The 23,722-nt window shown below is 35.7% G+C and carries 18 protein-coding genes; 8 read left to right on the forward strand and 10 right to left on the reverse strand.

Annotation, left to right across the window (positions count from 1 at the left end; genetic code table 11):
* Positions 1–24: 24 nt before the first annotated feature.
* The 6 genes from ACFEMA_RS03605 to ACFEMA_RS03630 all read right to left on the reverse strand — a co-directional run bounded on the left by ACFEMA_RS03605 (position 25) and on the right by ACFEMA_RS03630 (position 7,617).
* On the reverse strand, positions 25–1,581 hold the full coding sequence (locus ACFEMA_RS03605; protein ID WP_411766639.1) for a M20/M25/M40 family metallo-hydrolase: 1,557 nt from the start codon (positions 1,579–1,581) through the stop codon (positions 25–27).
* Positions 1,582–1,696: 115 nt separating this feature from the next.
* Positions 1,697–4,441, reverse strand: a complete 2,745-nt coding sequence (locus tag ACFEMA_RS03610) for a carboxypeptidase regulatory-like domain-containing protein (RefSeq protein ID WP_411766640.1) — start codon at positions 4,439–4,441, stop codon at positions 1,697–1,699.
* Positions 4,442–4,466: 25 nt separating this feature from the next.
* The gene (locus ACFEMA_RS03615) at positions 4,467–5,342 is read right to left on the reverse strand and encodes a GLPGLI family protein (RefSeq protein WP_411766641.1); all 876 of its coding nucleotides are present in this window, start codon (positions 5,340–5,342) and stop codon (positions 4,467–4,469) included.
* 122 nt (positions 5,343–5,464) lie between these two features.
* A complete protein-coding gene (locus ACFEMA_RS03620) occupies positions 5,465–6,292 on the reverse strand; it encodes a GLPGLI family protein (protein ID WP_411766642.1) in 828 nt (275 codons plus the stop codon).
* A 90-nt stretch (positions 6,293–6,382) separates the two neighbouring features.
* Entirely contained in the window at positions 6,383–7,237 is an 855-nt protein-coding gene (locus ACFEMA_RS03625) for a GLPGLI family protein (RefSeq protein ID WP_411766643.1), read from the reverse strand.
* Positions 7,238–7,245: 8 nt separating this feature from the next.
* On the reverse strand, positions 7,246–7,617 hold the full coding sequence (locus ACFEMA_RS03630) for a hypothetical protein (RefSeq protein ID WP_411766644.1): 372 nt from the start codon (positions 7,615–7,617) through the stop codon (positions 7,246–7,248).
* A 124-nt stretch (positions 7,618–7,741) separates the two neighbouring features.
* Between ACFEMA_RS03630 and ACFEMA_RS03635 the strand changes: the two genes are divergently transcribed.
* The 4 genes from ACFEMA_RS03635 (at position 7,742) to ACFEMA_RS03650 (ending at position 11,433) form a co-directional block, all read left to right on the forward strand.
* The gene (locus ACFEMA_RS03635) at positions 7,742–9,277 is read left to right on the forward strand and encodes a sensor histidine kinase (protein ID WP_411766645.1); all 1,536 of its coding nucleotides are present in this window, start codon (positions 7,742–7,744) and stop codon (positions 9,275–9,277) included.
* Positions 9,270–9,953 (forward strand): response regulator transcription factor, encoded by a 684-nt coding sequence (locus tag ACFEMA_RS03640; RefSeq protein WP_411766646.1) that lies wholly within the window; start codon positions 9,270–9,272, stop codon positions 9,951–9,953. Before ACFEMA_RS03635 ends, ACFEMA_RS03640 begins: the two co-directional genes overlap by 8 nt.
* 79 nt (positions 9,954–10,032) lie before the next feature.
* Positions 10,033–10,815, forward strand: a complete 783-nt coding sequence (locus ACFEMA_RS03645) for a hypothetical protein (RefSeq protein WP_411766647.1) — start codon at positions 10,033–10,035, stop codon at positions 10,813–10,815.
* A gap of 3 nt (positions 10,816–10,818) precedes the next feature.
* On the forward strand, positions 10,819–11,433 hold the full coding sequence (locus ACFEMA_RS03650) for a deoxynucleoside kinase (RefSeq protein WP_411766648.1): 615 nt from the start codon (positions 10,819–10,821) through the stop codon (positions 11,431–11,433).
* 178 nt (positions 11,434–11,611) lie between these two features.
* On the opposite strand, the gene ACFEMA_RS03655 is transcribed toward ACFEMA_RS03650, so the two are convergent.
* Positions 11,612–12,616 carry an App1 family protein gene (locus ACFEMA_RS03655; RefSeq protein WP_411766649.1) on the reverse strand — a complete coding sequence of 335 codons (1,005 nt, stop codon included), beginning with the start codon at positions 12,614–12,616 and terminating at the stop codon, positions 11,612–11,614.
* A gap of 145 nt (positions 12,617–12,761) precedes the next feature.
* On the opposite strand from ACFEMA_RS03655, the gene ACFEMA_RS03660 reads away from it, so the two are divergent.
* Positions 12,762–15,281 (forward strand): DPP IV N-terminal domain-containing protein, encoded by a 2,520-nt coding sequence (locus ACFEMA_RS03660; protein WP_411766650.1) that lies wholly within the window; start codon positions 12,762–12,764, stop codon positions 15,279–15,281.
* A gap of 13 nt (positions 15,282–15,294) precedes the next feature.
* On the opposite strand, the gene ACFEMA_RS03665 is transcribed toward ACFEMA_RS03660, so the two are convergent.
* From ACFEMA_RS03665 to ACFEMA_RS03675, 3 genes are all read right to left on the reverse strand, one after another.
* Positions 15,295–16,563 carry an MgtC/SapB family protein gene (locus ACFEMA_RS03665; RefSeq protein ID WP_411766651.1) on the reverse strand — a complete coding sequence of 423 codons (1,269 nt, stop codon included), beginning with the start codon at positions 16,561–16,563 and terminating at the stop codon, positions 15,295–15,297.
* Between the two features lie 160 nt (positions 16,564–16,723).
* Positions 16,724–19,141 (reverse strand): sodium-translocating pyrophosphatase, encoded by a 2,418-nt coding sequence (locus ACFEMA_RS03670; protein ID WP_411766652.1) that lies wholly within the window; start codon positions 19,139–19,141, stop codon positions 16,724–16,726.
* Positions 19,142–19,259: 118 nt separating this feature from the next.
* A complete protein-coding gene (locus ACFEMA_RS03675) occupies positions 19,260–19,787 on the reverse strand; it encodes an inorganic diphosphatase (protein WP_411766653.1) in 528 nt (175 codons plus the stop codon).
* Positions 19,788–19,922: 135 nt separating this feature from the next.
* Between ACFEMA_RS03675 and ACFEMA_RS03680 the strand changes: the two genes are divergently transcribed.
* From ACFEMA_RS03680 to ACFEMA_RS03690, 3 genes are read left to right on the forward strand one after another with little or no spacing between them, the layout of a single operon-like run.
* Positions 19,923–20,525 (forward strand): (2Fe-2S)-binding protein, encoded by a 603-nt coding sequence (locus ACFEMA_RS03680; protein WP_411766654.1) that lies wholly within the window; start codon positions 19,923–19,925, stop codon positions 20,523–20,525.
* Entirely contained in the window at positions 20,522–21,511 is a 990-nt protein-coding gene (locus ACFEMA_RS03685) for an FAD binding domain-containing protein (protein WP_411766655.1), read from the forward strand. The genes ACFEMA_RS03680 and ACFEMA_RS03685 overlap by 4 nt, the downstream gene beginning before the upstream one ends.
* Positions 21,512–21,515: 4 nt before the next feature.
* Positions 21,516–23,720, forward strand: a complete 2,205-nt coding sequence (locus ACFEMA_RS03690) for a xanthine dehydrogenase family protein molybdopterin-binding subunit (RefSeq protein ID WP_411766656.1) — start codon at positions 21,516–21,518, stop codon at positions 23,718–23,720.
* The last annotated feature ends 2 nt before the right edge of the window (positions 23,721–23,722 follow it).

Here is a 23,722-nt window from a genome sequence, read left to right on the forward strand (position 1 = left end):
TTCAACTGAAAGGCTTTTTTAGTTTTAATTTCTTCCCCCATCACGTTGTGGAGACCTTGGCTCGGGCCAAGTACGCTGCTCACCTGTTCTACTATTCATTGGTAAAACAATTTTTTCTCGAGACGTTCTTTCATCATCTTCGGAGGCCATATAAGCCAAAATCGCTGTGAGAATAGCATTATTTCTAACATCATCAAAAATAATTTTATCATAGGTATCTCTATTGGTATGCCAAGTATAATTCCAATACGACCAATTTAAAGCGCTTAAATTAAATGCGGGAGCACCTGCCGCAACAAAGGATGCATTATCGGAACCTCCTCCACTTGGAGTCCCAGGAAAATTAGTTTCAATATGCTGTGTAATATCTCTTGGAACAGCATACAACCATCTCGATAAATAATCATAGGCGTGTAAAAATCCAGCTCCAGAAATATTAACGACTCGTCCTGTTCCATTATCTTGATTAAACAAAGCCTGAACATTTTTAACGATTTCTGGGTTATCCTCTACAAAAGCCCTTGATCCATTAAGGCCTTGTTCTTCACTCCCCCAATGACCAACTAAAATGGTACGTTTTGGATTTGGATAGTGCTTTTTAAGTAAGCGCATCGCCTCCATCATCACTAAAGTTCCTGTTCCATTATCTGTAGCACCAGTAGCACCATCCCAAGAATCGAAATGTGCAGATAAAATGATATATTCTTCAGGTATTTCCGACCCTTTAATTTCAGCAATTGTATTGAACGTTGGTACACGTCCTAATTCCTTAGACTGTGCTACCACTCTAATGGTCGGTTTATCACCATACTCAGCCAAACGGTATAACATGGTATAATCCTCCAACTCTAAGTCAACTGTTGGGATTTTTTTGGTTCTAGCACTAAATATTTTATTGACCCCAAAACCTCGTGACCAATAACTAGCAACTATACCTGCTGCACCTGCATCTTCAAGCGCTCCGATAACACTTCTGCCGTTATATCCCGCACGATTTAGATTCGCTCTCCATTCACTAGATTGGGCGTCGCGCTCGTCTTTCATTTTTTCAAACGACTCTTCTGTCGCAAATTCTTCCCAATTGTAATCTGGTCTTCCTGTTGGCTGCTTCATGGACACCAACACAAATTTTCCTTCTACGTTTGGCAACCATTTTACAAAATCGAGTGAATCCTTGATGTTCTCTGGCAAAGTAATAACCTCTGCTGTAACACCATCTTCGGACGTACTTGGGTTCCATGCTAACTGCATTCCCTGTAAGGTCTGAACACGAGGAGACAACATATCTATATGTGTTATACCACGTTCCCAGCCTCGCCATTCGCCCCACTTTTCATTTCGTGCTTCAATGCCCCAAGATTTATATTTTGCAACCGCCCAATCATGTGCTTTTTGCATTTGAGGTGTCCCTACCAAACGTGGACCGACCACGTCTAACAATTCGTGTGCTAAGGGTTCTAATTGAGAATTTTCATTGGCTTCTGTAATGATGCTTTCAATAACAGGGTCTTTATCCTGAGCGACAATAAAAGCTGAACTTAAAAAAAAAACTAGTAAAATAAAATGGAGTTTAATTTTCATAATGGATTGGTTTAGACCTACAAATTACAATTTTCTTTTGATAGATTAGTGCGGCAATTAAAACAAAAAACCCGCCGAAGAACTTCGGCGGGTTTTAAAATTATTTCAATAAGTCTTACAATGTATAAATAACTCTAAAGGTTACAAATCGTGGCTGAATAAATGTTTCGGTTGAGAACACTGATATATTGCTAGCTCCATTGCTTACTCTAGAATCTATATCTAATAAATTTGATGCTCTAATTTCATACTCCCATTTCGCATCTCTGTCTTTTCTATAAGCCAATGAAGCATTCCAGGTTTGAAATGATTGAGAAGGTCCATCCTCTCTGGTTTGGTTATTATATGTAAAATCTGTTCTAAATGTGACTGCTTTCCATATATACGCATCAAAATCTATAGAAGGAGCATTGGTAATAAATTGGGTTTTATTACGACCTTGATTGTTATCTGTAATAGTCAATCTATAACGTAAGGTTACATTAGGAGCCTCTCTAAAGTTTGTTCTAATCTCTGGCGTATAACTTTGCGTAAAGGATTCATTTATTGATCTTATATTTTGAACAAACTGATTACTTTTAGAGTAATTGAAACTTGTATTTAAAGATGCTCTTACTTTTCCGAAGGTGCGTTGAACTCTACCTCTTGCATTAAAACTTTCGTCTGCAAAAGGGGAATTGAAGAATGTCCCTGTTCTAATCACATTCTCAAAATTAGTCAAGTTTCGAATTTGATCTATATTTTTCGAATAGTTTACAAAAGCAAAAACGTTAGTATAATTAAATAGATTGAAACTTGTATAAACAAGGCTCAAATTGTGAGATAACGAATTCTCTAGTTCTGCATTACCAAAAGAAATGTTATTAAAATTGCTCAGCACCAAGTTTCTAGCTAAGCGGGTAACATCAGTAAAATTATTAGCGAGATTATACCTAAACGTCAAACTTTCACTCTTTTTAAATTGGATACGCGTTTCAAAATCTGGCATAAAACGGAAGAAGTTATCTTTATATTCTTCTCCAAATTGAACATTTTTATTACCATAAGCATGTAAAGAAAACCCAGGCGTAATGGTAAACTTTCCTGTTTTTAAGCGGTAGTGAAACCCTAAATATATATCGCTAAAGTTATATTCCGTGTCATTATTAGCGGTCAATGGATTCCCTTCTGAATCTATAAGAGTTGGTGTTGGGTTAAATACTGACCCATCATTAAGAAATTGAAATATAGAAGAATTAAATTTCTGAGTACTGAATATCGTTCCTAAAGTAATGTTGATATTACTCTTTTGATTCAGTATGTGATAGTAATCTAACTTAGCATCAAACTGATTGGATTTTACGCGCTTGTCTTGGCCAATATTGTAAAAATCCAAGGATCTATCTAACCCCAACTGTTCTGCCGTTTCATCATAAGCGTCATCATCTGGAGTATCATTGTTTGAAGGGTCATTAACTAATAATGCATTGTAAAATGGGTCTTCATCACTTATTAAATGTTGTGCCTCTAGAGCAAAAATATTGTTCTCATCTAGTGTATAGTAGTAGTTTAAATTTTGATTTAAACTAAAAGGTGTTCCATCTTCAAATTGATCTGTAGTACCTACGACTGAGGAAAATAAACTTTGCTCTTGGGACTCTTTTGTGAACCGACCAAGAACATCATAATCTAACTGATTACTAAAGTTTGGTTTGTAAGAAGCACTTAACTTTAATAAGCCTTGATTAGACCGTTCTACCGTATTTTGTTCTGTATCTTCATCCGGGATACCTAATTCCGGATTGGTATATAGAACAGATCTTTCCTCTCGTGCTAATATTTTACTATTGCTAAATATGCCAAAACCACTAATGTCCAAGGTCTTTTTAGGTGAGTAACTAAAGTTTGTTGCCGCTAGTTTATTTTCAATTTTTAGAGCGTTATTTGCACTTGTTAAAAAGCCTAAGGCATTACTACCTAAGTTAAGATTTGTTCCACTTCCTCTACTCGGCGCTCTAAATCCACCACCAAAATTCCTCAGGTCTCTACGACTAATAGCCACTTCACCAATATTATTGATATCACCAATAAAGTTAATACTATACTTGGGGTTGTAATAAAATAATTTAGGTTGCGCCAAATATAAGGCCTCATCTGGTGAAGATCCCCCCCCAACAGTAACATCCCCAAACCAGAAATTCTCTTTACCTTCTTTAAGCTTAATATTTAAAGCAACGTTATCCTGATTATTGGTCACACTTCTCAATTGTCCTACTTCAGAGAAGTTACGCAACACCTGAACTTTATCTACAGCATTTGAAGGGATATTTTTGGTCGCTAATTTAGAATCTCCATCAAAAAAATCTTTTCCATTAACCATGACCTTACTAACTGGTTTTCCTTCGACCTCAATTTGTCCATCAGCATTAATTTCAACACCTGGTAATTTCTCTAAAACATCTTCAAGCTTCCGCTCAGAACCATTTTTAAAGGAATCTGCATTGTAAATCAATGTATCTCCTCTAATTACAACCGGCATTTCATAAGTCAACTCTACAGCATCAAGTTCATTGTCAGCAGCTAGTGTAAAATCTTTTGTTAAATCTGCTTCCTTAGTGGTTAATACTTCACTAAAGGTCTTCATACCTATATAACTTACCTGAATTTTATAGGTTTTGTTTTTACCCAAAGAAAGAATATATCTCCCTTTATCATTGGTTACTGCAAACGACTCTAAAGCTTTTGAGGTTGTGTCTATTGCAATGACGTTAGCCAATTCTAATCCGACGCCTGTGCTGTCTTTTACGACACCTTGAACTTTTACTTGGGCAAAAGTGCTTCCTGCTACTAAGAGACTTAGTAGTACTAATAATTTTTTCATCTAATTTGGTTGTGCTAGTTTAAGTTTAGTTACGTCTGCCTCGGTTTCTCCCTCCATACATCTCTCTCATTTCCTGCATTTTTTTGGTAATAATTTCGTTGTATTCTGCTTGAGTGACTTCTTCCCCTTTTTTTGGCTGCTCAATATCATCCTTCTCATCAGGATTCATAATAATCTTAGTACATAAAATAGTAGTTCTGTCAGCATTAACTTCTAAAATCAACCCAGGTAATCCCCAATAGTCATCTGGACCTTGATTAATTGGAATTTGTGGCGTGTACCATGCCGTGACTTCTATAGTTTTTGGAGTTTCGATTTCACTCATTGGATCGTTAGATTCTGAACTAACATCACTAGAATCTTTTTCTTTTTTCTTCTTTTCTGGTTCTGGCTGTCTTCTTCTCATACTTCTAAAATCGAACTCATCTACTGTTTTAGTTGCAGTCGCTTTAAAGCATGTGTATTGGCCAATTTGTTTGGTTTCGGTTCCCATTTTCCATTCCAAAGACTTTAATTCGTCCTTAATTAAAAAGGCTTTACCAAAAAATTCCTGATCTTTTATAAGTTCTTTAGTCTTTACATTCTTGTACGTTGGCCCGCCTGAAAGGCTTGACCCAAAACCACCAAAACCTCTTCCGCCGGCCCCAGGGGCTTCAAGCTTATCTTCTTCTTTGTAAATGGATTCTGCCTTATTGAAATTAAGAACGTATTCTTTTTCTAAAAACCCTTTCATACGTTCTTCAATCCGTTTTTTCTGTTCTGGAGTCATTTGTTGTCCACCCCAATCACCCATATCCATGGTTGTTTTAGATTGATAATAGGCTTTCCCTTGGAAGTCCTGCGCAAATACTGATGTACCGACAAAGAGAAGAGCAAATCCGAGAAGGTTTTTAAAAATCATTTTTTTTAATTTTAGTAGTTTATTTCAATATTTTATTGATGAAAAAATAGTTTCATCCGCAAGTTAGACTCCCAATAGCCTAAAAAGTTAAATGCCTAAACGTTAAACTACTGTTAAAGAAATTAACCTCTGCTTCTTCCCATTCTATTGGCTCTAAATTCTTTCATCTTTTCTACTAAAGTTTCTTGATAGGCACTTTTAGTAATTTCCTTCCCTTTATCTGGTGCTTCTATGTCGTCTTTTGACTCTGGATTCATTATGATTTTAGAACATAACATTGTTGTGTTCCCAGCACTTACCTCTAGTATTAGTCCTGGTAACCCCCAGTATTCTGATGGTCCATGACTCACAGGAATCTGTGGTGAATACCAAGCTTCTACCTGAACCAAATTGTCTTCAGCTTGCTCTTCCCCATCACCAGTATCACTATTATTCCTTAAATTATCCCATGAGAAAGAGAACCAGGTTAAGTCTTCATTAGGAATCATAGCCATCGCTTTAAAGCAGGTATATTTACCTATTTGCTTTGTTTGCTCACCCATCACCCATTTTATATCCATGAGGTCATCCTTAACCAGAAATTGTTTTCCGTAAAATTCTTGCTGCTGAATCAATTGACGGTCTTTGACATTTTTATAAGAATCCCCTGCTGAAAAATTACTTCCCCAAGAATCGGTTGCTCCTGAAATAGCATCTAACTTTTCTTCTTCCTCAAAGAGGGACTCTTCCTTATTAAAGGTCAACACATACGTTTTTTCGAGTCTGTTTTTTAACCTTGCCATCACCTGCTTTTTCTGAGCCTCACTTAACCTTGCTCCCCAATTACCTAAATCCATCGTCGATTTTGAAACATAGATTGCTTTGCCCTGAAAATCATTATTAGTATCAGGCTTTGGCAATAAAAATAATAACGGAGTTAATAAACTAAAGAGATAGATGTATGCTTTCATGATTGTAAAATTAAATTCATTTGTTTAACAAACCTAATTAAAGTTTAAACACACATGTCCTTGTTTACCAAAATATTAACACATTTTAATCTAACCGCCAATACGAATTTCAATGGTTTCGCCATCACGGCTACCGGGGCGTGGCCTATAACGTTCCATCATTTCCTTAGCTTTTTTATCCATGATTTCACGATATTCTTCTTGGTCAACTTCTTTGCCTTTTGTTGGCTCTTCTATATTCACCTTGTCCTCTGGGTTTAAAACAATACGACTACATAATATGGTTTGATCTCCATCATCCACTTCCATGATTAAACCAGGCAAGCCCTGATAATCAGATGGCCCATTGTTAATAGGTATTTGTAGCGTATACCATACTGTAGTGGTTTTTGGTCTCTTGGTTTTCTTAGGTTTCATTTCTTCATCTGTAGCATCATCTGACATTCTCATTTCAGTCACCTCAACCTCTTCAAAAAATGTCGCTTTATGACAAAGGTATTCACCAATATATTTTGTTTCTGGTTCTAACTTCCACTGGCGCTGTTCTAAACTATCTTTTACCAAAAACACTTTTCCGAAAGTATCGGTTTGATTTACATATCTATTGTCCTTGGTATTCTTATAATAGATATCACCTCCACCACCTCCACCAATGGCCATTACTTGAAAATCTCCACCCATACCCACTTGAGGTTTATCTAACTTTTCCTCCTCTTTGTATGTGGACTCTGATTTATTAAATGTTAGGACGAAGGTTTTTTCAAACTGCTTTTTCATCATCTCTATCATCTTTTTCTGTTGATCGGAATTAAATCTTGTACTGTCTAATTTAATATCAACACTACGTTTGGTTTTGTAAGTGGCGATGCCTTGAAAATCTTGAGCATTGACACTGGTAAATACCAGTGCCAAACTCAAAACCATTACTCTAATAATTGTGTTCATTTTTTGATCTAGTTTTTGTTATTATAATAGTTTATTGCTGATTGTCTAATTTTATTTATACTTTTTAAAAACTCTTCTTTATTATCTGTATTACCTTCAATAGCGTAGGACATATGAGATTTTTTTCCGTTCGACATCTTTTCACCGTTACAGATGATTTTAAAAGAAATGTCTTCTCCAGGATTAGTATCGTCTAACATTTCTTTGATGTCCGTAACGGTAAACGTTTCTTCAATATCCTTTGCACTATCTACAGTAATTTCTATGGCGACATTAGTAAATTCTATTTTTTCAATAGAGCTTTTTTCGTGGACTACTTTGTCTTGTGCAAAACTGATTGAAATAAAAAATAAAGCTAAAATAATTAATGAATTCTTCATGATAATATTGTTTAATGATTAGTAGACTACAAATATGAAAAAGATCATTCTGTTTTAAAGTTAACCAACGTTAACGTGTGTTAACCGATTAGTAATACTATTATTTATGGCATACATTTGACCTATGAATGCACAGAGATATCGCTGGATGTTATACTTTATTGTTCTTGTCATTATCGGAACAATAAGCATACAAATCTATTGGAATTATAAGAATTACCTCAGTAATAAACAACAACTCATAAACGATGTACAAACCAGTTTAGATAAAGCTGTTGATGATTATTATGCAGGCTTAGCCACTAAAACCACACTTGGTTTCTCATTAGAAGGAGATCAACAAAAAGCCATATTTGATGAAAACAGTGAACTCACAAAAATCCTTGAAAATATCGACGAAAATTCAGGTTCTTTTAAAGGGCTAGATTCTCTCAAGATTGAACAAATGGAAGGAGTGACTATATTTAAGGGCATGAGTGCAGATTCGATGATGAAGGCTCATAACGAACAGAACAAACCGATCTCTTCAGATTCCTTTAAAACTAAAATCCATGCCTTAAAGCTAAAAGACAGTATTGCTTTTAGTGATGCTAAATTTGAGTTATTGACATCAAAAGTTTTGGTTTCAATAACTAACGACACATTAGACCTTAATAAAATTGACAGTCTTGTGGCTATTGAATTGCAACGAAAAAATATTGATATAGGCTACAAACTAAAGTTTTTTGAAAGCTTCCCTAAAATAGATGGTATTGACGGTGAAATTTGGGTACAGCAAAACGCACCTATTAAAAATGATTCCATTAGAACGTTTTCTAATTCTACGTTGCTTCCTAAAAAAAGCGCTTTAAAAATTCAATTTGCTAATGAAAATAAAGTCGTTTTAAAACGAATTCTTGGAGGAATCCTAATTTCAACATTACTTGTTTTAGCAGTGATTAGTTGTTTATTCTATTTGCTTAAAATCATTAAAGAACAAAAGCAACTGGCCGAGATTAAAAACGATTTAATAAGTAATATTACGCACGAGTTTAAAACACCCATTGCTACCATTGGTGTTGCTTTAGAGAGTCTAAGAAACTTCAATGCGCTTGAAGACAAATCTAAAACCAAGAATTACTTGGACATGTCATCTAATCAACTTAACAAATTAAGTGTTATGGTTGAAAAGCTTTTAGAAACGGCAACTCTAGATAGCGAAAACCTTAATCTTAAAAGAGAAACTGTTGATATAGGCATTTTAATGGAGACATTGGTAAATCGCTACAAGTTACAATATCCAGAAAGGACTATTGAATCGAGCTTCAAGGGAGATGCAATCCCTATAAATGTCGATGTATTTCACTTTGAGAATGCCTTAAATAACATTCTAGACAATGCCATTAAATACGGTGGAAACACAATATGGCTAGATATTTCTCCAAAGCAAAATACGGTAGATATTACTATTTCAGATAGTGGTAACGTACTTTCTAAGGCCAATACAGAACGGATTTTTGAAAAATTTTATCGTGTGCCAAAGGGCAACACCCATGATGTTAAAGGCTTTGGCATTGGCCTTTATTACACTAAGGCTATAATAGAAAAACATGGTGGTAAAATTACTCTAGACGTATCAAAAAATTTAACCTCATTTAAAATTAGCATTCCAAATGTCTGATACCATTAAAATTTTACTTGCTGAAGATGAAGCTGCTCTCGGCCAAATTATAAAAGAAAGTTTGGAGACCAGAAATTTTGAGGTGACGCTCTGCTCTGATGGGGAAAAGGCTCTAAAAGAATATAACCAAAACAAACCTGATGTTTTGGTGTTAGATGTGATGATGCCTAAAAAGGATGGTTTTACAGTTGCTAAAGACATCAGAACGGAAGATGATGACATTCCGATTATTTTTTTAACTGCAAAATCACAAACACAAGATGTTGTTGAAGGATTTTCTATTGGGGGTAACGATTATCTTAAAAAACCTTTTAGTATGGAAGAACTGATTGTAAGAATCCATAATCTTATTGACCGTTCTAAAACCCAAAAGACATCGAAGATATTACAGATTGGAGACTATGTTTTTGATTTCCCAAAGCAATTACTCACTTATAAGGACGAAGAATCCGTGCAGTTAACCCATAGAGAAGCGCACTTGTTATTCCATTTAATAAAGAATAAAAATAGTGTTTTAGATCGCTCAGTAATTTTGAATAAACTTTGGGGAAATGATGATTTTTTCTCGGCTCGAAGTATGGATGTTTTTATTTCAAAACTCCGAAAAAAATTAAAAAAGGATGACTCTATCCAAATATTGAATGTTCGTGGTTTTGGATATAAGTTGACTGTATAGCCATTAAACTTTCATTAAATAATATTCGGTAGTTCTAAGAGTTATTACTTAGTAAGTTTTTTGTACTTTCATCCTTACTATGAAGCAGTTGTTTTTTTCATTTTTTTTATTGGCTAACCTGCTTTCTGCACAAGATAATATTACTTTAAAAAGTATTGATTCTACGTTATTAAATGTAAAATCCATCAATGGTATCGATAATTTTGGCACCCTTTATTACACCACAAAAGACAATAGTTTCATTAAAAGAACCACATCCCAATCTCTAAATTATTCTAATTTTCAGTTAGGGGATATCACATCTTCAAATCCCTTTAATCCATTAAAAATCAATGTATTTTATAAGGATTTTAATACGGTTATTTTACTGGATAACAGACTGGCGGAGATTTCAAAATTAGATTTTAATCAAATTGAGCCCTTTAGAAATGTGTCCCATGTTTCTACCGGTTATGATTCCACAATCTGGATTTTTAATCAAGATACCCAGCAGCTAGAGTTATTCGATTACCTAATTTTAAAAACGAAACTAAAAACCATACCTGTCCGATCCCAGGTTTTAGATTTAAAAAGCAATTACAATTATTGCTATATGCTAACCGAAAACTTTCTATATATCTATAATTACTTCGGAAGTTTAATTACCAAGGTAAAAAATGAAGGGTATACCGAAATCGGATTCACAAAAGGCTCCTTATTCCTTAAAAAGGAAAACCAGCTGTCTATTTTCAATGAGGAAACTGCTGAATTAAAAGAGCTAAATCATCCTAATTTGTTAATAAAACAGTTTTTGGTAACCAATGAAACCTTGTATATTTACGACGGCGAACTACTACGTCGATATCAACTAAAAAATCAATAAAATATGCACGTTGCCATTGCAGGAAACATCGGCGCAGGAAAGACGACGCTTACAAAACTATTAGCAAAACATTACAAGTGGGAAGCCCAGTTAGAAGACGTGGTAGACAATCCTTACTTGGATGATTTCTACAACCAAATGGAACGTTGGAGTTTTAACCTTCAGGTGTATTTTTTAAACAGTCGCTTTAGACAAATCAATCAGATTCAAAACAGCGGAAAGGACATTATTCAAGATAGAACCATCTATGAAGATGCCTATATTTTTGCTCCGAACCTCCATGCCATGGGCTTAATGACCAATCGTGATTTTGAAAACTACTCCTCACTTTTTGAACTTATGGAGTCCTTTGTTAAAGGGCCAGATTTATTGATTTACTTAAGAAGCTCTATACCTAATTTAGTATCTCAAATCCATAAACGTGGACGTGATTACGAAAACACTATTAGTATCGATTATTTAAGCCGTCTCAATGAACGTTATGAAGCTTGGATACATGGTTACAATAAGGGCAATTTGCTTATTATTGATGTGGATAAGTTAGATTTTGTGGACAATCCCGAAGACCTCGGTGGCATTATCAATAAAATTGATGCTGAGATTAACGGCTTGTTTTAGTTCATTTATTGTAGCAGAGGCTTCCGAACATGGTGACTGAGGCTCTCGAAGTCACTATTATAATATACTTAAAACACTTCGAGAATACTAGACTATCGACATTGACCTTATTTATTACCATATAAAAACATCGTGGTCATTTCGAGAGCCTCAATGACCGAACCAATACTTTCAATTTTTAGATAATAAACCCATTTTGTCTAGCGTGTTCAATAGCTTGTTCGCTACTTTCCACCAATAATGCTGGCACTGATTTAAAACTACCTAAAAGGTCTTTTACCCGCAGTATTTTCTTTTTGTGTTTTACACTTCTCAAATAAATGGCCTTAATTCTATTCGGAAAGGCTTCCGCTATTTCTATATATATATCTGGGTCATGCTCCCCACTATCACCAATTAGAATAAATGAAAGGTTGGGATACGTGTTTAATAGATTAATAATCTCTTTCTGTTTTTGAGGCTTTTCACCTTCTTCCTTCCGTTTAAAAATAGTTTTAAAGCTTCTTAGAAGTATTGGGCCTTTTGGGAAGTCATTTTGTTTTAAGAACAATTCGAGATACCTATACAAGTTCCAAGGGCTATGACTTACATAGAAAATGGGGTTTGCTTTATCCCCAGATTTACCTCGATGCAATTTGTGATAAAAATCAGCAGCACCTTTTAAAGGACTGCGGTTTTTGGCATGTCTAAAAATTGTATTGAAAATAACGCGCCATTTTAAATAAGAAACAACCCCCGTATGCAAAATGGTATCGTCTATATCGCTGATAACCCCAAAGTCTGAATCTAGTGCAGGAATTAAGACTTCTCCAGGAAACCTATTATTATTCTGAATGGTTCTTTTAATATTAACATCACTATAAGAGGCTTCAAAACTCAACCACCCTTCAGAATTTGTCAACTTATCTAAACCCTCAATAGATTCATCAACTGTAAAATAACCATGGTCATCAGTTTTTGTTTTAAGTATTTTACCGCTGGATAGTTTAATATTGAGATCTACATATTTGATTTCGTCCGTTTCAAATCGCTTCCATGTATTAACTATTAAACTCAATAACCCTTTGTCCTCTAGATTTATAGCTTCATCTTCTAGTGCTCTGCCGCGAGTATAAAAATGGATTGGTGTACCGTAACTTTGGAAAGTGATGATTTGTAGGGGGTCTTTTCTAAACCAAGCCATGAAAATAAATTAGGTTTTGAAGATACAAAAATTAACTATTTAAGCATGCTTCATTAAAAAATGTTAAATAAGTTCATGTCCATTCAATTAAAAAATATAAGATTTATTTTAGTGACCTTTAAATCATTAATTATACCAGCCGAACATGAAAAAAGTATTCTTTCTTATACTATTGTTATCACTATCATTGATAAATGCCCAAGAAAATGATGAGCACCAAAATCCGGAACCAAATTACAGACTAGCTGCCCGATTCTCACCAAATCAACTTGGTAAACTCGTGCATTCTACCAGCGTAAGGCCAAATTGGCTTAAAACAGGTAACCGGTTTTGGTATCAATACAAAACAACGGAAGGCTCTAACTATTATATTGTCGATCCAGACAGAAGGACTAGAAGCAAGCTTTTTGATAATGCAAAAATGGCAAAGTGGCTTACTGAAATAACAAAAGACCCTTATGATGCTAAGCATTTACCCCGGTTTGATTTTGAATTTGTAGATAATGAAACAGCGATTAGGTTTAGAGTAAAATCTAGTGAAGAGGTAGAAGCCAAAGACGATGATAAAAAGAAAAGTACTGATTCTACCAAAACAAAAGACACTAAAAAGAAAAAACCTAAAATGGAGAAAAAGGTGTATTACCTTGAGTACCGTTTGGGTGGAAATGGACTTAGGGTTATTGACAATTCTAAAGATGATGAAAAGCGTATCCGATGGGCAAACGTAGCACCAGACAGTTCAATAGTTCTGTTTTCGAGAAAGCATAATTTGTACTGGATGGACAAAGAAAATTTCCTTAAAGCGGTAGAGGATGAAAAAGACTCAACAATTGTTGAGCACCAATGGACAAAGGATGGTGTAGAAAATTTTAGTTACGGACGTGGAGGACGAGGAGATACAGATGCGGAGAAGGAAAAGACAAAAGATGATAGAAAAGTGGTCTCTGGCTTATGGTCTCATGATTCTCAATATTTTGTTCAGCAGCGCACTGATTCTCGCCACATAAAAGATTTATGGGTCATTAATTCCTCAGCAAAAGGCAGACCAACTATTGAAACCTACAAATACCACATGGCTGGTGAAGAAGAGTTTTACAAACCTTATATCCATATATTTAAAATCCCTTCAAAAGAAATTGTTCAAGTGGCTTTAGACACTTCAGTTCAGCAAAGTTTAGGGCTCTATGCGCACAGATATAAAAAAAGCAATACTGATGATCACAAACCCGCCATGTTATTGTCTAAGAAAGGAAAGATTTATTTTAATACCATTAGTCGCGACCGTAAGCGCCAAGATATTCATGTAGCGGATATCAATACAGGTGAGGTTACTACATTAATCAATGAAAGTTTTAATACATACATTGAAACACGCGGCAAACAAATAAGATTATTTAATAATGAATCTGAAATTTTGTTTTGGTCAGAAAGAGATGGTTGGGGGCATTATTATTTATACGATTCTAATGGTAATTTAAAACGGCAAGTGACTCAAGGAGAATTTCATATCGATTCATTTGAAGGTATTGATGAAAATAGCAGAACACTTTACTTTACAGCTAACGGTGTCAATACAGAGGAAGACCCTTATTATGCACACTTATACAAAATCAATTTGAATGGAACAGGTTTTAAAAATTTGAATCCAGGAGACTTTAATTCGTCTGTTAATGTTTCTGATTCAAAATCTTTTTTCGTTAGTAATTTCTCAAGAGTGAATACTGTACCAAAATCTGAACTAAGAAATAGTAATGGTTCATTGGTTATGAGTCTAGAGGAAGCTGATTTATCACAATTAATGGCCACAGGGTATCAATTTCCAGAACCATTTAAGGCCAAGGCTGACGACGGTATTACAGATATTTATGGGGTAATGTACAAACCATTTGATTTTGACGAAACCAAAAAATATCCATTAATTGAATATGTGTATCCAGGCCCACAGACTGAGGCTGTAAATAAGTCGTTTTCTGCTCGTATGAATAGAACGGATCGATTGGCTCAGGTTGGCTTTATTGTTATTACTTTAGGTAATAGAGGAGGTCACCCTGCGCGATCTAAATGGTACCACACCTATGGTTATGGCGATTTACGGGATTATGGGTTGGCCGACAAAAAATATGTAGCTGAGCAATTAGCGGACAAATACGACTTTATTGATATTGAAAAAGTTGGAATTTTTGGCCATTCGGGCGGTGGGTTTATGTCAACTGCTGCGATGTTAGTGTATCCCGACTTTTTTAAAGTAGCCGTTTCGTCGTCAGGAAACCATGACAATACCGTGTATAATAGCTGGTGGAGTGAAACACACCATGGTATTAAAGAAGAAAAAGATGCCGATGGTAAAATCACCTATAAGTATATGATTGATAAAAATCAATCTTTAGCGGGTAATCTTAAAGGTCATTTAATGTTAACCACTGGTGATATTGATAACAATGTTCACCCTGCAGGAACCATACGTATGGCTAATGCCCTTATAAAAGCCAACAAACGATTTGACTTTTTCCTCTTTCCTACCCAACGCCATGGATATGGAAATATGACAGAATATTTCTTTTGGAAGAAAGCAGACTACTTTAGCAAGTATCTTTTAGGTAAAGAAATCGACCAAGTCGATATGGTGGAAATGAATAGGGATGAACCAAAAAATGAAGAAAAGTAATAAAAATCATATACTAGAAATACCAGCTTTCTGGCCATAACCAAATTATCAATAAACCAGAAATAATAGTAATTCCAAAAGAAATCACTATCCATTTCGTAATATTTTTGGCTCCTAATACAATCGCCATAACACCTTTAAACAGAATATTGGATAAGCCAGCAAGAAGAATTAATTTCCATCCAAACGTGGCTTTTAAATTACCCTCTTTAATCAGTTGTGAAAGAGAAAGCGTAATGGCATCAACATCTGTTAGCCCACTAATGATTGAAATGACATACAAAGCACTATTGCCGAATTTTTCTTTTGTAAAAGCAACGGCTAATAAAATAAATGCATATAAAAACCCAAAAATTAAAGCACTTTTAAATTGTGCAGGATTATCGGGTTCAGGCATCTTATCATTTTCTGAGTCTTGCTTATTTATTAAATAGAACAACACAATACATATTAACGCCATTATAAGAACAACAGCAATAATAGGCAAAGCTATTTTACCGAGATGGTTTGGGATCACTATACCTACCTCAAATAAGATTCTAACAAAAGAGATGGCTGAGGCTGTAACAATAACAAAAACAGCAAGTTTTGAGATACTTGTATTATCAGCTGTTTTACGGGCATAACTAACTGTTGTTGCAGTACTACTTATAAGTCCACCTAAAATTCCATTAGAAATTAAGCCGACTTTTTTGCCAACAAATTTATAGATGAAATACCCCACAACACTTATCCCTACAATAAGCGTAACCATTAACCAAATGTTTTTCGGATTAATGACATCGTAAGGCCCATAAGTCTCATTAGGAAGGATTGGCAAAATAACTAAGCTAATACCCACCAATGTCATAATTGCAGATAAATCCTTTTGTTTTAATTTATCTATAAACCCATGCAAATGTTCTTTGACGTAAAGTAGGATTGCTAAAGACGCACCGACCAAAACACCGATAAGCTGACTCCCCAAAACAAGATACGCTCCAAGGGCAAACATCAAAAGGGCAGCAACCTCTGTGGTTTGACCAATGTCTGGTTCATTTAGTTTTTTGAGTTTTATGTAGTTTGCCATCATTAGCATAAAGGCGATGGCTAATCCTAAAGCAGGAAGAATAAACGGGTTGTCATATTCCCGAGTTAAAAAACCAGACATTACACCTAGTAAAGAAATAAGCGTAAAGGTTCTTACACCAGCCATATGGTTATCTGTTTTTTCGCGTTGAAGACCAACTAAGAGTCCTAAACCAAAGGCTATTGCTAACGTTATTAAATCATCATAGTACATTGAAACATTTTTTCTCTAAAACTGAGTAGAAGTTAAGTAAAAGTCAAAATATCTCCGAACGCATTTACGAGTTTATTTATCTTCAAAGAAAGTAAAGTCAGCTATTGAGCATAAAAAAAGCCTCGCAATGCGAGGCTTTTAGATATAAGATTACTAAACACTAGTTCTTAATAATGTTTACTTCTTTAATCACTTTCTTTACTTCAGCATCAGTAGCTGTATGTTGAGCTTCAAAAGCTTCTAGTTTAGCTTTTACTTCAGCTTCTGTTCCTTTAAATGTTTCATTTTTTGTGATTTCCTCACCATTCTCAGTAACTGTATATGTAATGGTAGCTTCAGCTAATTCATCAGCGTTCATAGTTACCTCAACATTAATTTCGTCTTCAACTTGTGCCAATCCTTCTTCGGTATGTCCTCCTAAAATTGGAGCGATGACCAAGCCAATTAAACACGTCAATTTAATTAAGATATTCATTGAAGGTCCAGAAGTGTCTTTAAATGGATCACCAACAGTATCACCTGTAACGGCTGCCTTGTGAGCGTCAGAACCTTTATAAGTCATTTCACCGTTAATTTCAACACCAGCTTCAAAAGACTTTTTAGCGTTATCCCATGCACCACCAGCATTATTTTGAAATATTGCCCACAACACACCTGACACCGTAACACCAGCCATATAACCACCAAGCATTTCAGCAATAGCTTGATTATCCATTCCAAATAACATAGGAACAAATGCAATAATTAGCGGAAACCCGATAGTTAATAAACCAGGTAACATCATTTCTTTTAAAGATGCTTGTGTAGAAATTGCAACACACTTATCGTATTCTGGTTTTCCAGTACCTTCCATAATTCCAGGAATATCCCTAAACTGACGACGTACTTCTTCTACCATTTCCATAGCAGCTTTACCAACGGCATTCATTGCTAATGCAGAGAATACAACTGGTACCATTCCACCAACAAATAACATAGCTAATACCGGTGCTTTAAAAATATTGATTCCGTCAATTCCTGTAAACGTTACGTAAGCGGCAAATAAAGCCAATGACGTTAATGCTGCAGAAGCAATAGCAAATCCTTTTCCTGTTGCAGCAGTTGTGTTACCAACTGAATCTAATATATCTGTACGTTCTCTTACGATTGGTTCTTGTTCACTCATTTCTGCAATACCACCTGCATTATCAGAAATTGGCCCGAAAGCATCAATTGCTAATTGCATAGCAGTCGTTGCCATCATAGCAGAAGCTGCTAAAGCTACACCGTAGAACCCAGCGAATGCATAAGATGCCCAAATAGCACCTGCAAATAATAATACTGATGGGAAAGTAGAAATCATACCAGTCGCTAAACCAGCAATGATGTTAGTCCCTGCTCCAGTACTAGATTGTTGTACAATATTTAGAATTGGTTTTTTACCTAATCCTGTATAATATTCTGTAACTGAAGAGATAACAGCACCTACAAATAAGCCCACTAAAGTTGCATAAAATACACGCATGGAAGAAATTTCTTGTAAGCCTTCACCAAAGAAATTCATTTGCATGGTTTCTGGTAACATCCAAGTCACTAATCCGAAACAAGATATTGCTACTAAAATAATAGATGTCCAGTTTCCAACATTAAGAGCCCCCATAACTTGGGCTTCCTTAGCATCGTTATTTTTTATTTTTACCAACATGGTTCCGATGACGGAAATAATAATTCCTGCACCAGCTATTGCCATAGGTAATAGAATTGGGCCAATACCACCGAAAGCATCCGCAATAGATCCACCCATATCTTTTATAACATAGTTACCTAATACCATTGCAGCTAATACAGTCGCAACATAAGACCCGAATAAATCTGCTCCCATACCAGCAACATCTCCTACATTATCGCCTACGTTATCTGCAATAGTTGCAGGATTTCGAGGATCATCTTCTGGAATACCAGCTTCAACTTTCCCAACCAAATCAGCGCCAACATCGGCAGCCTTGGTGTATATTCCTCCACCAACTCTTGCAAACAAGGCAATGGATTCAGCTCCTAATGAGAATCCGGCTAAGGTTTCAAGTACAATAGTCATATCCATTGTATTTGTCCATCCGCTTCCCATAAAAAACCAAAAGAAAAATATAAAGAATGCTGTTAATCCCAATACCGCTAAACCAGCAACACCAAGACCCATAACAGTTCCACCTCCAAAAGAGATTTTAAGTGCATTCGGTAAACTTGTACGTGCAGCTTGCGTTGTTCTTACATTTGTTTTGGTGGCTATTTTCATTCCGATGTTTCCCGCAAAAGCAGAAAATACTGCCCCAAAAATAAAGGCGATCACGATTAACCAATGTGTCGTTGGTACTACAAAAGATACAACAGCCAACAAAACAGATACGATGACCACAAAAACAGCTAACAATTTATACTCAGCATTTAGGAAAGCAAGTGCGCCCTCGTATATATGATCTGAAATTTCTTTCATTTTACCATCGCCAGCGTTTTGCTTCATGACCCAGGATTGTTTTACAATCATGTATATTAACCCTAAAAGCGCCAGAGCTATTGGCATATAAATCATAAGTGATTCCATATTTACATTTTTAATTTTGATTAGTTTTTAGCTGGGCAAAAGTAGTAAAATCAGCCCATATACAAAAGTTAGACTTAAAATTGACAAGTATTTGACATTCAACCGAAAGCATTAGTTATTATATGGTAAAGTCTCCATTAACTTTATGGTTACTGCCTTCATAACGCTCAATACATTTGTTTAAAATATCATAGGCCTCTTGAGCATTTCCCCAACCACCAACATCTACTTTCTTCTTTTCCAAATCTTTATAGACCTGAAAAAAGTGTTCAATTTCCTTTTTACGATGTGGATTAAGGTCACTTAGGTCATTATACGAATTCCAAATAGGATCCGAGACTGGCACACACAGTAATTTTTCATCAGGGCCTTTTTCGTCAGCCATGTGGAATACACCTATCGGCTTTACCTCCATAACACACATAGGGAAAGTCGGCTCACTTCCCATAACCAAAACATCTAATGGATCTCCATCTAAAGCTAATGTTTCTGGGATAAACCCATAATCTCCTGGGTACATCATTGATGAAAATAGCATACGATCGAATCGTATTTTCTTTAAATCGAAATCATATTCATACTTGTTTCGACTTCCTTTTGGGATTTCAATCAAAACATCGAACGTTAATTTTCCTTTTGGGCTCATACTCTAAATTTAAGGGGTGCAAAGATAGTTTAAAGCAAAGACCTTATCAAGGTTTTTATTTAAAGACTTAAATAAATGTCACCTTAAGTTTTCATAACCGTTTTTTTCATAACTTTATGAAAACCAATCGATACATTGAATCCATCCAATAAAGAAAATGTTGCCTTTAGCCGTCGCTTTTTTTTAAAAGCGTCTTCGGCTTTTACAGTACTCACCTTAATTCCGCATTCTGTAAAAGCTTTCTATACTGAAATCAAAGAAACGTATTTTGTAAAGAAGGTTATTGTTCCACTTTCTATAACAATAAACAAAAAAAAGTATGACCTAAACATAGACAGCAGAACTACACTTTTAGATTTATTGCGTGAAAATCTCAATCTCACAGGGACCAAAAAAGGTTGTGACCATGGCCAATGTGGGGCCTGTACTGTTCATATTAATGGAAAACGAACTCTAAGCTGCTTAAGTTTGGCGACTATGATGACTGGCAAAGAAGTCACAACAATTGAAGGTTTAGCAGAAGGAGACAACTTGCATCCTATGCAGGAAGCATTTTTAGAGCACGACGGTTTTCAATGTGGTTACTGTACCCCTGGCCAAATAATGTCCGCAGTAGCTTGTGTCAATGAAGGGCATACAAACTCTGTGGAAGAAATTAAGGAATATATGAGCGGAAATATTTGTCGCTGTGGTGCTTATAACGGAATTACTAATGCCATTAAAAGTGTCGCTAAATGAAGCCATTTAATTTTAATCATCCAGACAGCATTAACAGCGCATTGCGGCATAAGGTTAGTGACAGTCAATTCATTGCCGGAGGGACAAACCAACTGGACTTAATGAAAAAACACATTAAGACACCAGACACTTTAATTGATATCAACTCCGTGCTTTCAAAAACTATTGTATCTGACAAAAAAGGCATTCTTTTAGGGGCAGCCGCAACAAATACTGAAGTTGCTGTACATTCAGAAATACAAGCTAATTTTCCATTAGTATCAAAAGCAATTCTGGCTGGAGCATCGCCACAAATAAGAAACATGGCAACGACTGGAGGCAACTTATTACAGCGGACACGTTGCCCCTATTTTTACGACACCGCCTCACCTTGTAATAAAAGAAAACCAAATTCTGGCTGTAGTGCGTTAAATGGCCATCAGCGTATGGCGGGCATTATTGGCACGTCTAATAGTTGTGTTGCTGTCCATCCTTCAGATTTTTGTGTTGCTTTAGTAGCTTTAGATGCAGAAGCTAATATTATGAAATCTGATGGCTCTGAAAAAATAATTCCATTTGAAGCGTTTCATAGATTGCCAGAAAACCAACCTGATAAAGACAATAATTTACCTCAAAATGCTATAATTACTTCAGTATTTATTCCTGAAAATAAGTTTGGACAACATGTCTCTTATGTAAAAATTAGAGAACGTGATTCTTATGCCTTTGCATTGGTTTCTGTTGCTGCTGCCTTAGAAGTCAAGAGTGGTAAAATAAAAGAAGCCCGATTAGCATCAGGTGGTGTTGCTCATAAACCTTGGAGATGGTATAAAGCTGAAGACTTTTTAAAAGGAAAAATGGCTACTCGTGAAAATTTTGAGGAAGCTTCAAAAATAGCAGCTTCGTCTACAAAGCCCCTAGATTACAATACTTTTAAAGTTGATTTACTGAAAGGTGCTGTTGTAGCTGCATTATTAGAGTGTATTTCTAAACCTTCAAACACATAACCTTATGTTCAGATTTCAAAAACAAAGAAAAGGACGTATAGAAGGGGTTGCCAAAGTGACTGGTAAAGCGAAATACTCTGCTGAGTATGACCTACCTAATTTAGCTCATGGCGTTTTGGTGGGAAGCACGATTGCATCAGGAAAATTATTGAGTTTAGATACTGAAGAAGCCAAACAAGTGCCTGGTGTTATTGATGTGCTATCCTATTGGAATAAACCTGAAGTTGCAAATTTAGATGATGAGAATAAGCGAAAAGAGGCCTTTGCTCATCATACCTTTTTTCATCACAACACCATAGGGTACAATGGACAACCAATTGCTTTGGTTGTTGCCGAAACTTTGGAGGATGCTACTTATGCATCGACATTACTAAAGGTGGAATATGCTGAAAATGCACTTAACGTCAACTTTAGATCTGAATCAAATACATTTCCTTTAGAAAATACTGGGAAAATACGTGGAGATGAATCCTCATTAAATAATTCCAAGTATATCGTTGAAAGAGAATTCCGTATTGCCATGGAAGTTCACAATCCTATGGAAATGCATGCGACTATAGCGTATTGGAAAAATGAAAGCACTTTAAAACTATTTGATAAAAGTCAAGGTGTAAACAATGTTCAAGATACTATTGCGAATTTATTTGATATTCCAGAGGAGAATATTCATGTAAATAGTGAGTTTGTTGGTGGTGGCTTTGGTTCTGGACTTAAAATTTGGTTTAATACTGTTGTTGCCGCTATGGCAGCTAAACATTTACAGCGCCCAGTTAAAGTTGTTCTTACTCGTCCTCAAATGTTCACAATGGTTGGTTATCGGCCAGAATCATGGCAAAATATAAAAATTGGTTTGAGTGAAAATCACAAACTAATGGGTATTAATCACCAAGCCAAACATAGTCAATCACAATCTAAAAGTTTTGGGGAAGGAATTACTGGTATTTCAAGAAAAGTTTATGCTTTTGAATTTGTAAAAACGGAGCGTGTAAGAGTTCCTCTACATCTTTCAGTACCTACTTGGATGCGTGGTCCTGGTGATTCTACAGGCACCTTTGCTATCGAATCCGCCTTGGACGAACTTTGCTACAAAGCGGATATTGACCCTGTTAAATTAAGACTTAATAATATTGCTCCTCAAGATATGGAGTCAGGAAAACCTTGGTCTACCCATTATCTTAATGAGTGTTTAGAGCGTGGAGCTAAACAAATTGATTGGGACAATCGATCAACACAACCCAAACAATTGAAAGATGGTGACTGGTACACTGGATATGGTATGGCGGTTGGATTCTGGAATTCATCTCGTAAGGGCAGTGGTGCATCGATAGAGATGAATGCAAATGGTGAAATCATTGTTAGTACTGCCATGACTGATATCGGTACTGGTACTGGTGAGGCTATGGTGAATATGTCTCATGAGTTTCTTGGTATTCCTAAAGAAAAAATTTCCATAAAACTTGGAAATTCATTGCACCCAAAAGCTCCGAGGCAAGGTGGTAGCTGGGGATTAGCATCGTTAAGTGGAGCAGTTGATGCTGTATGTACCGCTCTTAAAAAAGAACTTGCAATGTATGCTTGGCAAGCATCTGATAAAAAGACTATTGAATCGATTGTTTTAAACGATAATGGATTTCAACTACATAGTAAACCAGATACATCTATCACATATTCAGATTTATTTAAGGAACATAATTTAGACAATATCTATGTTGAAGAATATTCAAGACCAGGTGACGAAGGAAAAACCTATGCCTTTTGTTCTTCAGCAGCTCATTTTTACAAAGTAAAAGTGAATGCATTAACGGGTAAGGTTAAAATGGATCGGATGGTCATTGTTGCTGATGGCGGTAAAATTGTCAATCCACAAGCTGCTGCTAACCAGATTATTGGCGCTGGGGTTGGTGGCATTGGTATGGCACTCACCGAAAAACAGGATGTAGATTTAAATACAGGTCGCTTGGTAGGTAATGATTTTGCGGGTTATCATGTCCCAGTAAATGCGGACGTACCATTAATTGAAGTTTCCTTTATTGATAAACCAGATTACAACAGAAACCCTATTGGTGCTAAAGGGCTTGGAGAAGTTGGACTTATTGGTTCTGCTCCGGCTATAACCAACGCCATTTACAATGCCATAGGTGTACGATTTACGGATTTACCAGTGACCCCAGACAAAATACTTGCAGGACTTAAAAATAGTATGTCATAAAA

It is taken from the genome of Winogradskyella sp. A3E31 (assembly GCF_046720935.1).
GTDB lineage: Bacteria > Bacteroidota > Bacteroidia > Flavobacteriales > Flavobacteriaceae > Winogradskyella.